The sequence below is a fragment of the Planococcus sp. TJ-307 genome, from assembly GCF_058268435.1.
This window is the reverse complement of the sequence record NZ_JBZDOJ010000004.1, coordinates 330719-345670: the sequence shown is the minus strand read 5'-3', so window position 1 is coordinate 345670 and position 14952 is coordinate 330719. Positions and strand designations below refer to the sequence as shown.

The window sequence follows — 14952 nt, the reverse complement described above, 5'->3', positions numbered from 1 at the left end:
ATTTCATATTATCACTGTCTTTTACTGTTCGCAAGCCATTAAACTCCATTAAAAAACGAGCAAGCCTTGTTTTCAAGGTTTGCTCGTTCCACTTAATTCAACCAACCGCGTACTGTATCGGCTATATTTCGGAAGAAACTTTTTACACTTTCCCAAAATCCTTCATCGTTCACAATTGTTCCGATTTGGTCTTCGATGGTTTGGCTCAAATCTTCCAATTGCGTTGACCATTGCGAGAAATCAATGTCAAGTTGACGAATGCGGTCCATTAAGTCCACCAACAACTGACGGTCTTCTGGGCTTAATTCGATTTGCAGATTGTTCAACTGATCTTCGACAATTTGTTCTACTTCTTCACGCGTAGCTGGATTTTGTTCAGCAATTTGCTTTTTGATTTCTGTCAACAGTTCGCTGACTTTGGCATCTTCAACGCCGCCGTCTGCAAGTTCGGTTGCGACAGTTAATTCATCATTCGCGACATCTGTCCGTTCCGGGTCCAGTTCTTCCCCGTTCACTTCGTAAGCTTTGTATATTCCCACAAGTGCTGAATGGCCAGTAACTGCTTTGGGTGCTGCCACTTCAACAGTGGCATTTTCTATACCCGCAGTCAGCATCGCATTCGCATACATTTCAGATGTAACTTGAGTGATATTATCTGGCGTCACAATTTCAATGACCAGGCCTGCGCCTTCATCTTTACGGGTGATTTTTGCGGATGAATACATATTGGCACGAGAATCGCCGTCTTCAATGTAATTAACCAAATCTTCGCCGGTTACTTCAATTTCTTCCACGTCGGCTTCTCCTGCAACATCCAAGCTATCGGCAACAGATGTTTTTTCATCGGCTGATAAATCGCCTCCGTATACAACGATTGGCAGTCCAAATTTTTCATTGATGCCGACATTTGCTGAGCTGTATGACGGCAACGTAACAGAAAACGCAAACAGTATGGCTATAACAGTGAGTAGTTTTTTCATTTTTATTTGCCCCTTCCCCAAATTACTACCAGTTGAACTTAAGAATTAGTACGATTTCCCCGCTCCTAGAGCCATGATCCATATCACATCACCTAAAAGCGAAGCAGTTTTGCAAAGTCACCGTGTAATAGATTAATAGTTCAACTTCTATAAATACGAAATTAATTTGAAAAGGTTCCGTTACTTGGTCGACTTGGTCCAGCCTTCTTCTTGAATGATCTGTCGGTTTTTATATAGTTTGCCGAGTGCACGTTTGAATGCCGCTTTGCTCATGCCAAAAATTTCAAGGATTTCATCCGGTGAAGATTTATCGGTAAATGGCATTTTGCCGCCTGATTCTTCGAGATAACGCATGATTTCATCCGCGTCATCTGACAAACGCTCCTGTTTTCTTGGAAGCAAAGAACCATTTAACGTGCCATCGTCTTTAACATCGATAATGCGGACTGTTTTTTCTTCCCCAAGACGCGGTTCTTCTTCCCGCTCGGTTTCGTGGACAAAAATTCGGTACATTTCCGGAACAGACAACATAAAGGTACCAACCGGCAACAAGCGATACGCGCGTGCCTGCAAGTTTTGGTTAAAGGCCGTTTCTGGTGCCGGCTGCATCAATTCCAAAACTTTTTCTTCAGTTGCAAGGCGTCCGTATAGGTCGCCATGGCGATCTGTACGGAGCGTCATGAAAATATGGTCGCCTTGCTGCGGCCATAATTCCAGGATTTGCGGAAGATCTGCAGGCAGTAAGTATACTTCCCGCGTTGTGCCAATATCCACTACGGCGCCTTCTCGTTGAGACACTTTCAACACTTTTGCCCAGCCATACTCACTTGGCAGAATGTGAGGAATCATCGGTGTCGCCGAAACGCCTCCTTGGCGGTTGCGGTAAAGGAAAACTTCAATCTCTTCTCCGATTTCCTGTCCCTCTTCTATTTCGGACGCGTTCATCATTACCTCGTCGCCTGAACCATCTGATAAGATCCATTGCGATGTGGAACGGTCTTTTACTTGTAGCATTGCTTTTAATCCTGGATGTAAAGCCATATTATGATCCTCCTATTTTTGTTAACTGTCTTTTCCTTCTTGTTTCAACTGTTCAAGTTTGTCCCTGAAATCCGGGCTTTCTTCCAATAATTGGACCAGATCGGCAATCCGATCGATTGAATTCCAGCTCAAGTGGTGTTCGATTCCTTCCACGTCTCCATAGATGCGTTCTTCTTCCACACCAATAACACGAAGAAACTGCTCAAGCAGGCCATGCCGCTGCAACAGCCTCTTGCCCAATTTTTGGCCTTTTGGCGTCAGTACAAGGCCTCTATAGCGTTCGTAGATCAAGTAGCCATCTTTATCCAGCTTCTGCACCATCTTGGTGACAGAAGAAGGCAACACCGATAAGGCCTCCGCGATATCTGATACGCGCGCATAGCCTTTTTGCTCAATTAATGAGTAAATGATTTCAATATGGTCTTCCATACTTGGAGTAGGCAAAATTCTTTCCTCCCTCACGTAGCTATGTTCAGTTTACTATACCGCCATCATTGAAACAACTGGACTTGAGTGCCCTGACAACAGTCCGTTTTTTCAGAAAGGTTTAACACAATTGTCTTTAGGGTATATTCTACTATACACAAATTACTTATCAACGAAAGGTTAGGTGAAAAACATGGGACGCATTCTTTGGATTATTTTAGCGGTTATTATCGTAGTATGGCTAGTCGGATTCTTATTGGACGTAGCAGGCGGACTAATACACATTCTTTTAATCATTGCAGCAATCGTTTTAGTTATCAACTTGGTTACTGGACGTAAAGGCGTATAGCCTTAGCAACGATTAAACATAAAAAGTTGTCTCAAAAGCTGAAGTAAACGGCTTGGGGCAACTTTTTTATTTGCCTAATAGCTCTAATCAAAACAGGAGAAAACCAATACCGATTGGTTTTCTCCTGTTTTTGAAACGTTTATTATTCCCTAATTTTCGCATACACACAGGTATCCCGAAGTTTGTTGCCGACTCGGGAGACTTTATCGTTGCGCAGAACCCCTTCCAGTTCAAAATGCAGGCGGTTGGCAACTGCGCGGCTGCGGACATTGTCCGGATCGCAGCGAATTTCAACACGGTTAGCGCCGAGTTCTTCAAACGCAAAGCGCGTAATGCGTTCTACTGCCTCTGTGACAAACCCTTGGCCTTCAAATCGGCTGTCGACCCAATAGCCAATCTCAAATTTACGGACTTCCCAGTCAATGCGGTGAAGTCCTGTAGATCCGATAAACTGCCCGTTTTCCTTCAGGAAAAAATGCAGTCGCAAGTCTTTGCGCAGCTTAAAGTCGGCCGCAGCTTCAATCAAAGTCGCTTCCGTTTCAGACAGATCCGGTTTTTGCTGGGCAAATGGCAGCCACGGACGAAATGCTTCCAGCGAATGCATAACCGCTTCGTAGCTCGCTTGCGCATCTTCACGTCTCGGTGCACGGATCAATAGCCGCTCCGATTCGAATTCATCTGGAAAATCGAGCAATACCGGATTGAACAGCGGTTCTTTGGATTCGATGATGGCGTCGTCCCACAGCACCGGCGTTGTGATGCCCGCTTGCCAATCTTCCCGTGTCATGCCATACGTTACCGCATCGTAGTAGCGGTTCTCTCTTGGCGAAAACCAGGCTTGTCGAAGATGTGCTTCTTTCACGAAACCAGTTCGTTCAAAAGCTTTACGCATCGCAAAATTATCATGTCGTGTATTGCCTTCCAATCGAATTTTCTTCTCCGGCAATGAAAAGACAAAGTCAGCGACCAATTTTAATGCTTTTGGGCCGTAGCCTTTGCGGCGGTAAGGATCGGCAATCCGTAAATCAAATAGCGGAATGTCATCCTGCAAATCGAATATTTTTACTAAGCCAATCTGCTGATTTTCTTCATTTTCAATCCAAAACGTTGTCACTTGATCTGACTTATAGCCGCCTTCTTCAATCGTTTTTTCAATCAAAGCCCGGACTGGATGCTCATGTCCATGAAAAGGCCATGAATTTGTCGTCATAAAATGAATCAGCTGCTCTTGCTCTTCCATCGTCCATTCTGTTAACTTCAACACAAAACCCCCAAACGTACCTCACTTCTGAACTTTCACAAGACGCAATGCATTCAAGATTACCAAGAGTGTGGCACCCATGTCTGCGAAGATCGCAATCCACAGTGTTAGCCAGCCCGGAATAATCAACAGCAATGCAAGGATCTTGAGCCCTAATGCAAAGACGATATTTTCTTTTATTATACGCAATGTCTTTCGGCTAAGTCGAATTGTATAGGGAAGTTTCTCTAAATCGTCTGCCATCAAAGCAATATCTGCCGTTTCCAGCGCAGCATCTGTCCCTGCCCCACCCATTGCAATGCCGATACTGGATGCTGCCAGCGCTGGTGCATCGTTAATGCCATCACCGACCATCGCTACTCGACCGTACTGCGTTTTCAACTCTTTAATGGCAGATAGTTTGTCTTCCGGCATTAATCCTGCACGGACATCTGTTACACCGATTTCAGCGGCAATTGCTTTTGCCGTTGCCGGATGGTCGCCAGTCAGCATGATTGTCTGACGAATTCCCATCGCTTGCAACTTTTTGATAATTGAGGGACTTTCGTTTCGGATGGCGTCTGCGACTGCAATCGTTCCAAGCAGCTCCGTTTCTGAAAATACGGCAGTAACGGACTTTCCACTTTCTTGCAATTTCCGGGCCTTTTCCGGAATGCGTAAACCTTTTTCTTCTGCCCAGTCCAAACTGCCAACATAGACGATCCGTCCATTGACATCTGCATAAGCCCCTTTGCCGGTTACAGAATTAAACCCTTCTGAAGCATAGACACCCGCTGATGCTTTTGTAATGGCTTTTGCCAAAGGATGCTGCGACATGGCTTCGACGGATGCTGCCAGTTTCAACAGTTCTTCATCGGCGATGGTGTCTTGAGAAGAAACGTCCGTCACTTCCGGATAACCTTTGGTCAAGGTTCCCGTTTTGTCGAAAGCGATGGCATTGATCCGTCCGGTCTCTTCCAGGTGCACGCCGCCTTTAATGAGTACCCCTTGGCGCGCAGCATTGCCGATGGCTGTAACAATCGCAACCGGTGTTGACACAACCAGCGCACATGGGCAACCTACAACAAGCACCGCTAAACCTTGGTACACCCAAATCTCCCAGTCGCCGGTCACAAATCCTGGAATTACGGCGACGAAAAAAGCGATGGCGATAATGGCCGGGGTGTAGTATTTGGCAAACTGATCGATAAACTTCTGAGTGGGCGCTTTTTCAGCTTGCGCTTCTTCCACAAGATGAATGATCTTCGCGATGGTGGTATCTTCTACACGTTTGGTGACAGAGACTTCAAGTGCGCCTTCTTCATTCATCGTACCGGCGAACACCTCATCTCCAACAGTTTTGACTGCAGGAATCGATTCCCCTGTAATAGCTGCCTGATTGACGGCAGATTGTCCGCGAAGGACCGTACCGTCCATGGCAATCTTCTGGCCAGGTTTAACGATTAGAACATCTCCGATACGAATGTCTTCGGTATCCATTTCGATCAATTCACCATTGCGTTGAATGAGTGCGCGTGCCGGAGCCAAATCCATCAGGCTCCGAATCGACTGGCGGGCTTTGTTCATCGAGAACGATTCCAATGCTTCACTGACAGCAAAGAGGAAGACGACTACAGCGCCTTCACGCCACTCGCCGATAATGACGGCACCGATAATTGCGATCGTCATCAAAGTTTTCATATCGAACTGGAAGGTGCTGAGGTTTTTCAGCCCCGTCCAGAACATGTGGTATCCGCCGATTGCCATGGAACCGCCAAACAGTGCGATGGACCACGGATGCGTTTCACTAGTCTGGAATGACACAAGAATTCCTGCAATCAGCAACAAGAGCGAAAGAGCCGTCTCGATCGTCTGGCGGCGCTGATAGAACGGAACGTGCTGCAGTTTTTCTTTTTCGGGATAAACCTTTATATGGTCAAAGGCGCCTGCTTTTTCAAGCGCTTCAATCGTTGCATTCCCATCGATTGTCAGTTTGGATGCACCAAAGTTCAAATTGACGTTTTTTATATCTGGCAAATTCCGGATGTTTTTTTCAAACTTGGCCGCGCAGCTGGTACACGATAAGTTTTCAAGGCGGTAGGTTTTAACCATTTCCATTACCTTCTTTCGTGTGTTCATGGGCGATGGTCACCAATTGCCGGACATGATCATCTGAAAGGGAATAGTAAATCTGTTTTCCTTTGCGCTCAGATTTCGCCAAAGCCCGCTCGCGGAGGTAACGCAAATGATGCGATGCTGTGGCTGTAGATGATCCAATAACTGCAGCAATATCACAAACACACATTTCTTCTTCTATTGTTAAGGCGTACGCAATGTTCAATCGCGTTTCATCTGCCAGCGCTTTGAATAAACTTGCAACATCGCTTAAATCGGTCATCTGTTTTTGGACACGTTCGACCGCTTCCGGATGAACTTTCGTCACTTCACATACTTCTTTCATGCCATCACCTCTTCATTCAAATAGATGTTTGATTGTTTTCTTCAGTATATCTACCCACCACCTTACGGTCAAATGGATATTTGAATGAATCATATTTACTTACCTAAAAAAAGGTGATACAGTTTTAAAGTTATTGCATAGAAAGCTTGCGTCGACTAGGAAACAACAACCGGTTCATGACGCACCAGAGAGAAAAAAATCGGCATATTTAATATAGAAGGAAGTGGACGTTTTTGAATACCTTATCTTATAAAGAACAATGGTTCGGCAATATCCGCGGAGACATTTTGGCTGGAATTGTTGTTGCACTCGCACTGATTCCGGAAGCCATCGCGTTTTCCATCATCGCAGGTGTCGACCCGATGGTAGGCTTGTATGCTTCGTTTTCCATCGCCGTCATCATTTCGTTTGTTGGCGGAAGACCGGCCATGATTTCAGCGGCGACCGGTGCCATGGCACTGGCGATGGTCTTACTGGTTCGCGACCATGGACTCGACTATTTACTGGCAGCAACCATCCTGACGGGTGTGCTGCAATTGATTTTCGGCGTACTGAGAGTTGCCCGCTTTATGAAATTCATTCCGCGTGCCGTCATGATCGGCTTTGTAAATTCACTCGCTATCTTGATTTTCATGGCGCAAGTGCCGTTCATTTTTGGGATCAACACGCTCACTTACGTTTTTGTTGGCATCACGCTGGCGATTGTCTACATCCTGCCGCGTTTTTTCACAGCGATCCCGGCACCTTTGATCGCGATCCTCTTTCTCACAGGAATTGTTATGTACGGTGGCATCGACATGCAGAATGTCGGCAGTCTTGGCACTATTTCACAAACTTTGCCAAGCTTCTTTATTCCAAATGTGCCATTCAACTTTGAAACCTTGCAAATCATTTTTCCAACCGCACTGGCCTTGTCTATCATCGGCTTGCTGGAGTCCCTATTAACTGCCTCCATTATAGATGATGCAACAGAAACCGATTCGGACAAAAACCAGGAAGCACGCGGACAGGGTATTGCCAATGTCATCACCGGATTTTTTGGCGGAATGGCAGGCTGTGCCATGATCGGCCAGTCTGGCATCAATGTCCAGTCCGGCGGCCGCGGCCGTCTATCTACCTTTACTGCCGGCGCTTTCCTGATGTTCCTGATCATCGTCCTCGGCAACTGGGTAGTCCAAATTCCGATGCCGGTCTTGGCTGGCATTATGGTTATGGTCTGTATCGGCACTTTTGACTGGGGCTCGTTCAAGTATTTAGCGACTGCCCCGAAAGCAGATGCTGTTGTAATGCTGCTGACAGTTGTGGTGGTCGTTTACACCCATGATTTGTCCAAAGGCGTATTTGCCGGCGTTATTTTAAGTGCTTTGCTGTTTGCCGCCAAAATTTCCAAAGTGGACATCCGCAAAGAAGGATTGGAAAGCAATGCGTCGAATAGATATACCATACACGGACAATTGTTTTTCGCTTCTTCCCAGGACTTTGTTTCTGCATTTGATAAAGTAGATGCTTCCGAAGAAATCATCCTGGATTTTTCAGATGCCACTGTCTGGGACGACTCAGGCGTCGGGGCAATCGACCGAGTCATGAATAAACTGCAAGCGCAGGGACAAACTGTCGAAATTGTTGGTTTGAATGCGTCCAGCCAAAAACTCGTAGATAAATTAGCGACTTACGGGCAGGCAGGCAAGAGCACACATTAAGGGGGTTGCTCCAATGTATGAGAAAATTTTAGTAGCAGCGGATGGCTCCGACCATTCAAAAAGAGCCGCTCACGAAGCCGTCCGAATGGCTAAAGCCAATCCACAAGCTTTCGTTACCTTGCTGTACGTCATCGATTACGAAAAAGCACGAACTGAAATTCTTCATGGCCAAAGCAGCGACCAAGTCCACTTGGAACGCCGCAAGCATTTAGTGCCGCTCGAAGAAATCTTTCGTTCTTCAGGGGTTGATTTTGAAACCAAAACACTGCATGGCGTTCCGGGTCCAACCATTGTGAAGCACGCCAATGAAACCGGCTATGATGTCGTATTGATCGGCAGCCGCGGATTGAACGCGCTTCAGGAAATGGTGCTCGGCAGCGTCAGCCATAAAGTGGCCAAACGCGTTCAAGCTCCTGTCATTATCGTCAAATAAACTCAGCCGCTTTTCGTGAACTTGCGAAAAGCGGCTGAGTTTTTGTATGTTTTTAATTTTCGGTCGCTTATCCGGATTTGTGGTCGTTCACGAAAAAACTCCTCCTGCTGGGATCGCAGGAAGAGTCCGAATTTATTGCATCAAGACGTAGCCAAGGCTGAATAATAAAAGGCCGCTCGCTAAAGTGGCAATGATATATCTGCTGCCCTGCAGCCATTTGCCATCTTCAAAATCTTTGACAGCATCTAAAGCCATTGTTGAAAATGTGGTAAAGGCTCCAAGAAAGCCTGTGATCCAGAAAGCCGACAAGCTGCCGCTGCCAACAAACGCGCCAAGCACCAATGAACCGATGCTGTTGACCAGCCAAGTGGCGGCTTTTGGCTGCCACGACCTGCGTTCAACCAGCAAGTAGAACAGATAGCGTGTGACGGCTCCTAAAAACCCACCAATGGCAATCCCGATCATAGCGACACCCCTCTTCGGCCAATCCACAGTCCTGCAGCCGCAGAGGCAATGCAGGCCACTGTCATGCTCCCAGCAAACATCAGTCCGAACCAAAGGGATGACTCAAGGTAGTGAAACCAGTCAGCAGAAAACGCGGAAAAAGTCGTAAATGATCCTACTAGACCGGTTGACACCAATAACCGAACCTCTGCTGACTGGTGTGCCAAGCGAACTGCCGCTAATCCTATCAAAAAACTGCCCACTAGATTGACGATCCAAAGCCCAAGCCCTCCTGCAACCGCCATGTATATACTTGCACGCAACAACGCGCCAATCGTCCCGCCCAGCCCTACCGCCAGTATCCTCTTCATTTCCAAACGCCCCGCATCTGTTTTTCTTCAGTATAACTTATTGAAAAAAACAATGTTTATTTGTCACTTCAAGGACTTTTTCGGCGGCGAGTACTTGGAGAAATTTAATCAGCAGAGTTCCTCTTGTTTTAATTTCATACGGATCAGTTTTAAGCATACATAGAGCAATTAAGCCGGAAAACTGCTTTTCTAAAGCAGCTGACCCGGTTTCTTCTGTTATTCAACTAACTCAGTTTATAAAACCTCATAAGCATCAATCATCTTATTGACATCATTCTTGCTATTGAACATCAATACATCGAGGATCGACAGGCCTTTATGGAAAGATCCCTGTTTTTGGTCATATGGCAGCAATTGCGAAGTGTAGAAAGCCAATTCTATCCCATGTTGGGAATACTTTTCTTTACTATATATCCCTTGCCCTCCTGGAGCATTTATGTACATATTTGCCCCATAAAATTCCGAAAGCTGCAATCCCCAATCATCAGGCTTTTGGATCTCTTTAAACTCAATATTTAAATCAGAAAGCCATTTTATATTATGATCAATCCCTAAAAATTCACACACTTGTATAAGGGCGTTAGTGTTAAATTCTGCTAAACTGTCTGTTGTATAATCCAAACAATTGCTCAAAAGGTTCAAGACTTCGTCATAGTAAGGCGCTATTTTTTTGTAAACTTCCAAGTTTTTCAAAATTGTTTGTTTCCATTCAGCAGATTCACTCAATTTAATTGATTTGATCATCGTATTTTGAGGTGATTTTATCGTGGAAACATTTATGTAAACAGGTTCCCCGCATGGACCCAATATCCGATTTCTGTTTATCCACCCTCTTCTAATGTATTGTGCTGTGTCAAAAACAACAAATACATCTGCATATTTTATTAGAGTAAAATACCCGATATAAGGGAAAAAATAAGGTTGCATCAATACAAGTTTCATATACCCAGAAAAATTTCTTTGCTTTAAATGATCCGCATCCTCTTTAATCCCATACGCCATGTCATTAACTCCTTTCCTGATACTTTCATCCATTCCTTTTTAAACAGGGTCTTCACTTCTAGAAATCACTTTATCATAGGTGCTCTGTTTACCTATTTCAACGGGCACCCATCCCTCCGTCTATTCTATATTGGCTGCCAGTGATAAATTGGGAATCCTCGCTTGCCAGAAACAAGATCAACTTTGCAACTTCGTTCATGGTTCCATATCTTCCTAACGGGATACGGGAAGATATTCTGCTTCGAACTTCTGAAGGGTCATCGGGATTGATGCTTTCTTCGTTTTTCCGCATCATGTCTGAATCCAATGGGGCCGGATGGATAGAATTGACACGGACTGAGTTACTTGAAGCTTCCAGGGCTGCCGTTTTTGTCAGACCAACAACTGCATGTTTAGTGGCCGAGTAAAGTGAATTCCTGCTGCTGCCCATGAGACCTGATACTGAAGAAGTATTAATGATGCTGCCGCTCTGCTGCTCAACCATGACTGGCAGCACATGTTTCAATCCCAGAAAGACTCCCTTCACATTGATATTCATAATCATTTCAAAGTCTTCTACTGTCTGATCCACTAAGGCAGCCACTTTTCCTAGCACCCCTGCATTGTTTAAAAAGATATCTATTCTTCCCCATTTTCCAATCACTTCTTCTACGTAACTCGAAACAGCCGGTTCCGAAGTTACATCTGCCACGATGCCCATCACTTCTCCTCGAAAGCTGAGCTGTTCTACAAGAGTTGACAACGACTGCTCATCGTAATCAACGAGCGCCACTTTGGCCCCTTCCTCTAAAAAAATTTCAGCTGCAGCTTTTCCGAGGGATCCTGCTGCGCCTGTAATCACGGCTACCCGATCTTTTAGTCTATCAGCCACTTTTTTCCCCTCCTTCAGCGTCATCTACCAATAAATTCTCCAGCTGCAGAATCTATAGTTTTTTCGTTTTTCCAATACCCGTTTATTTCACAGAGCTCTTCATATTCGCTTTTTAAAATTCCTACTATAAGCCGGTCATAATATCTGTTGTTCCGGTAGGCGTGATCACGGATTCGCCCTTCCTCTACCCAGCCGCATTTTTTAACGAATAAATTATAAGAAGGAATATTATGCTCGACAATATCACCGTCAAGACGATGCAACTGCAGTTCTTCAAAAGCATATTTCATTGTAGTCATAACCGTATCGCGCCCGTAGCCATGCCCACGCATATTCTTTTTCCCAATTAAAATGCCGTGATGGGCAGAGCGATTTTTCAAATCGATATTGGTAATATTGGAAATGCCGATAAAGCCATCTTCTTTTGTGTCAATTGCAAGCCGCAAATTTCGATCGTCGTATGTCAACCGATCAAACCATCTGTTCTGTTGCTCGGAAGAAATTGGAATAGACCAGCCTCCAATGAGATTGGCTATTTCAGGATCGTTATGAAAATTCTTTAACTCCTCCATGTCTTCTCTCTCTAAAGCACGCAGCGTAACTTTTTTTCCTGTAATGTTCATCTTTGCCCCTTCTTTCTGCAAGTATTGGTGAATCGCCTGATATCTTCCACAAGCTCTGGCGACTATAAGCCAAGCATATTACGTTCGCCTTCAATTTTTTGTTTCCTGAAGCATTTCTCTACTTTTACAGCTTAATCAGACTATTTTACTCATTCACCACCTATTAACTCACTTCTTTCTGCTTAAATATCCCATCTTTTTTTCATTCTATCATACTTTTGAATCAATATTACTGATAATTTAGAAAATATTTTTAGAGCAATATATAAGTTATCGGCTTTATAGATGTGGACGCTCTGCACTCTACTCGTGCAGAGCAAAATCAACAAATAGCCCCCGATGGAATAAGACAGATCATCCATCAAGAGCTTTAATTGACCTTCGGTTTGATTGATTTTTAATTTGAGCTGAGCACCTCAAAGCACCAACTCTTTTATTTAGACTTCGAACAATAATTCCCTTGAGGGACCAGTAATCCATTCATACTACTTTTATATAAAATTCGCACTCCTCAAACTCGAGCTCCGTTTTAATTCTGCATTGCTACGGAGACCGATGGGGGTACATCCAACATCAAAATGAACCATACCAAACACTTTCAACTCCAACTTACTGAGCTTTTAATAGTAATGTTGCCCCTTCAATATCATCCATAATTTCAGTTTCGTGAAATCTGCCCTCTGCCCAATCGTCCACTTGGTTATGAAAGTAATCCGACTTCATGTGTCCGCTTAAGCCAGGCCCCACGATATGATAAGCACTCGATAAGTCGGCAAGATCCGCTACAAAACGCCAGGAGGCCCCATGATCAACATCGCCTTCCGGTGTCGATGCAGCAGCCTGCACCGTAACATTGGATCCGCCAATTGGCACCCGATCCGGGTTAAGAAACTCTGCAAATATAGGTGAAGCACCGGCAAGCGGATGCGGGAACGTTAATTGATGATGCTCACCCCACGCCCAATCTGCCGAATCATTTCCTTGTTCTTCTTCTATTTCTTCAACTGCCGCTGCCAGTGAATCCACAAGCCATTTTTCAGCGCCGCCGTATTCCGTTACCCAAACGCCTTCTTCGCCGGCAAACGCACTTCGCATCATTTCATCAGTGATGTGATTTTTGCCCGCCAACATATCGAAAACGTCTTCTGGAAATTCAGCCGACAATAAGGTTTCCGGCAGCTGTTTGATCCATTTGTGGAAAATCAGTGGCGCAGCCTGATCTTCACTGTCAACTTGATCCCATTCTTCAAGCACGGTGAGCAGCTCATTGTATTCATCCGTCTCGTTGCGTACGGTGGAAATCATGTCCTCTAAAAATTCAGCTGCATATAAATTCTGTTGGTCCATCTGAAGTTCCATCATATCCTGTGCCGTCAGATCATCCGATGCTTCCAGCACTTCGGCAATTCGTTCGTAGCGATATGGCTGCGCCCAAAAGTCGGTAATGTGATGAGGGTAGGAATCATCAATCACTTCATTGTTTGCTGTGGCAATAAACCCGCTTTCCGGATTGACTGACATCGGCAATTCATCAAACGGCACATAGCCATCCCAGCCGTATTGGGCAGAATCTCCTGGAACTGGCAATTGGCCGTCGCCGGATTTCCGTATTGGGATGCGCCCATTTGCTTTGTAGGCAATTGTGCCATCTGTAGATGCAAAGACAAAATTTTGAGCAGGCGCCTGGAAATCTTCCAGTGCCAATTCAAACTCTTCCCAATTGGATGCTTTGTTAAAGTTCAATACGGCCTGCAGTTCCAGTGTCGGCTCCAGTGCAGTCCACTGCATCGAAAAGACCGCCCCTGGCTCTTCTTCGTCATACAGGACATTGGAAACGACAGGTCCATGCCTTGTTACTAGCACTTCGAACTCTTCGGTTTCCCCGCCTTTCACTTTGATCGGTTCATTTCTGACTTCCGCCTGTTCCCACTCGCCTTCATACTGGAATTGGGTCGGATCATCAGGATTTGGCGTTTCGATGTAGAGATCCTGAACATCCGGTCCGACATTGGTGACGCCCCAAGCGATCTCTTCGTTATGGCCCAGGATGATGCCTGGGATTCCGGCAAAAATAACGCCGCTGACATTTTGTTCCGGTGACTCCAAATGCATTTGGTACCAGATGGACGGCGTGCTGAGCCCAAGATGCGGATCGTCCGCAAGCAATGGTTTTCCGCTTGCCGTTTTGTCTCCGGATACTACCCAGTTGTTGCTGCCGTTAAATTCAGGTGGAATAACCGAGGCATCGAATTCCCCAGCCACTTGGACAGGCTGCTCTTTGTTTGCTGCCAAAATTGACGGTGCAATTTCCGGGTAAGAGATAAACAACTCGCGAGCTTTGTCTTCTGGGAATTCGTTCAACGCCCAGTGGCGGACGGCCAGCGTATTCCAGTGCCCTCCGAGATCGTAGGCCATGAACTTGCCGATTGTCAGGGAGTCGACAGGCGTCCATTCCGTTGGTTCGTAGCCAAGCAAAGCAAACTCAAAGCTTAGTTTGCCATCTTTCTTGGCCTCTTCCATATAGGCATTGACTCCTTCTGCATACCATTCCAAAACCTGTTTGGCTTCTGCATCATAGCCATCCCACGATTTTTCCGCAGCATCCCGCAAACTGAAAGTCCGAAAAAACTTATCCGTATCCACCGCATCTGCTCCAATTACTTCCGCTAATTTGCCGCTAGCCTGCCTGCGGGACAGGTCCATCTGAAACATCCGGTCCTGGGCTTGCACATATCCTTGCGCCCGGTAAAGATCAGCATCTGTATCTGCTTGAATATGCGGTACACCCATATCGTCACGGATAACCGACACATCGCTGTCGAGTACCGCAACTGCCGCTTCTCCTTCAATAAGCGGTTTCGACTTCCCTATGTAAACGTTTACAAAAATAAGCGCTGCAACTGCAACTGCTGCCAGAATTCCAATAACTCCAAGAAGCCATTTTAGCCATCTTTTGTTTTTCACTTTCTCTCCCATTATCTTGCCCCCTTTTCTTATGGTGCTTTATTCGA

At 45.5% G+C, this 14952-nt stretch carries 15 protein-coding genes; 3 read left to right on the top strand and 12 right to left on the bottom strand.

Features of this window, described 5'->3' with window-relative positions; genetic code table 11:
- Positions 1 to 92: 92 nt before the first annotated feature.
- The 3 genes from AC4EHK_RS15625 to mntR all read right to left on the bottom strand — a co-directional run bounded on the left by AC4EHK_RS15625 (position 93) and on the right by mntR (position 2465).
- Positions 93 to 980, bottom strand: coding sequence for a DUF1002 domain-containing protein (locus AC4EHK_RS15625; RefSeq protein WP_490979715.1), 888 nt, complete (start codon positions 978 to 980; stop codon positions 93 to 95).
- A 180-nt stretch (positions 981 to 1160) separates the two neighbouring features.
- The gene (locus AC4EHK_RS15620; RefSeq protein ID WP_490979714.1) at positions 1161 to 2021 is read right to left on the bottom strand and encodes a CvfB family protein; all 861 of its coding nucleotides are present in this window, start codon (positions 2019 to 2021) and stop codon (positions 1161 to 1163) included.
- Between the two features lie 21 nt (positions 2022 to 2042).
- A complete protein-coding gene (gene mntR / locus AC4EHK_RS15615) occupies positions 2043 to 2465 on the bottom strand; it encodes a transcriptional regulator MntR (protein WP_490979713.1) in 423 nt (140 codons plus the stop codon).
- Between the two features lie 175 nt (positions 2466 to 2640).
- Between mntR and AC4EHK_RS15610 the strand changes: the two genes are divergently transcribed.
- A complete protein-coding gene (locus AC4EHK_RS15610) occupies positions 2641 to 2796 on the top strand; it encodes a lmo0937 family membrane protein (protein WP_142827293.1) in 156 nt (51 codons plus the stop codon).
- 142 nt (positions 2797 to 2938) lie between these two features.
- Here AC4EHK_RS15610 and AC4EHK_RS15605 read toward each other — a convergent pair whose 3' ends face one another.
- The 3 genes from AC4EHK_RS15605 to AC4EHK_RS15595 are packed head-to-tail and all read right to left on the bottom strand — an operon-like array spanning position 2939 to position 6497.
- The gene (locus tag AC4EHK_RS15605; RefSeq protein WP_490979712.1) at positions 2939 to 4057 is read right to left on the bottom strand and encodes a GNAT family N-acetyltransferase; all 1119 of its coding nucleotides are present in this window, start codon (positions 4055 to 4057) and stop codon (positions 2939 to 2941) included.
- 21 nt (positions 4058 to 4078) lie between these two features.
- Positions 4079 to 6148: a heavy metal translocating P-type ATPase gene (locus AC4EHK_RS15600; RefSeq protein WP_490979711.1), complete on the bottom strand. Its 2070-nt coding sequence runs from the start codon at positions 6146 to 6148 to the stop codon at positions 4079 to 4081.
- Positions 6141 to 6497 carry an ArsR/SmtB family transcription factor gene (locus tag AC4EHK_RS15595; protein ID WP_490979710.1) on the bottom strand — a complete coding sequence of 119 codons (357 nt, stop codon included), beginning with the start codon at positions 6495 to 6497 and terminating at the stop codon, positions 6141 to 6143. Before AC4EHK_RS15595 ends, AC4EHK_RS15600 begins: the two co-directional genes overlap by 8 nt.
- Positions 6498 to 6730: 233 nt before the next feature.
- Between AC4EHK_RS15595 and AC4EHK_RS15590 the strand changes: the two genes are divergently transcribed.
- Positions 6731 to 8197 (top strand): SulP family inorganic anion transporter, encoded by a 1467-nt coding sequence (locus tag AC4EHK_RS15590; RefSeq protein ID WP_490979709.1) that lies wholly within the window; start codon positions 6731 to 6733, stop codon positions 8195 to 8197.
- 13 nt (positions 8198 to 8210) lie between these two features.
- The gene (locus AC4EHK_RS15585) at positions 8211 to 8630 is read left to right on the top strand and encodes a universal stress protein (protein ID WP_490979708.1); all 420 of its coding nucleotides are present in this window, start codon (positions 8211 to 8213) and stop codon (positions 8628 to 8630) included.
- A 132-nt stretch (positions 8631 to 8762) separates the two neighbouring features.
- Here AC4EHK_RS15585 and AC4EHK_RS15580 read toward each other — a convergent pair whose 3' ends face one another.
- The 6 genes from AC4EHK_RS15580 to AC4EHK_RS15555 form a co-directional block, all read right to left on the bottom strand.
- Entirely contained in the window at positions 8763 to 9095 is a 333-nt protein-coding gene (locus AC4EHK_RS15580) for a fluoride efflux transporter FluC (RefSeq protein ID WP_490979707.1), read from the bottom strand.
- The gene (locus tag AC4EHK_RS15575; RefSeq protein ID WP_490979706.1) at positions 9092 to 9445 is read right to left on the bottom strand and encodes a fluoride efflux transporter FluC; all 354 of its coding nucleotides are present in this window, start codon (positions 9443 to 9445) and stop codon (positions 9092 to 9094) included. The genes AC4EHK_RS15580 and AC4EHK_RS15575 overlap by 4 nt, the downstream gene beginning before the upstream one ends.
- 234 nt (positions 9446 to 9679) lie before the next feature.
- Positions 9680 to 10447, bottom strand: coding sequence for a WbqC family protein (locus AC4EHK_RS15570; RefSeq protein WP_490979705.1), 768 nt, complete (start codon positions 10445 to 10447; stop codon positions 9680 to 9682).
- Between the two features lie 97 nt (positions 10448 to 10544).
- Positions 10545 to 11318, bottom strand: a complete 774-nt coding sequence (locus AC4EHK_RS15565) for an SDR family NAD(P)-dependent oxidoreductase (protein ID WP_490979704.1) — start codon at positions 11316 to 11318, stop codon at positions 10545 to 10547.
- A gap of 20 nt (positions 11319 to 11338) precedes the next feature.
- A complete protein-coding gene (locus AC4EHK_RS15560) occupies positions 11339 to 11941 on the bottom strand; it encodes a GNAT family N-acetyltransferase (RefSeq protein ID WP_490979703.1) in 603 nt (200 codons plus the stop codon).
- 609 nt (positions 11942 to 12550) lie between these two features.
- Positions 12551 to 14917 (bottom strand): penicillin acylase family protein, encoded by a 2367-nt coding sequence (locus AC4EHK_RS15555; RefSeq protein WP_490979702.1) that lies wholly within the window; start codon positions 14915 to 14917, stop codon positions 12551 to 12553.
- Between the last annotated feature and the right edge of the window lie 35 nt (positions 14918 to 14952).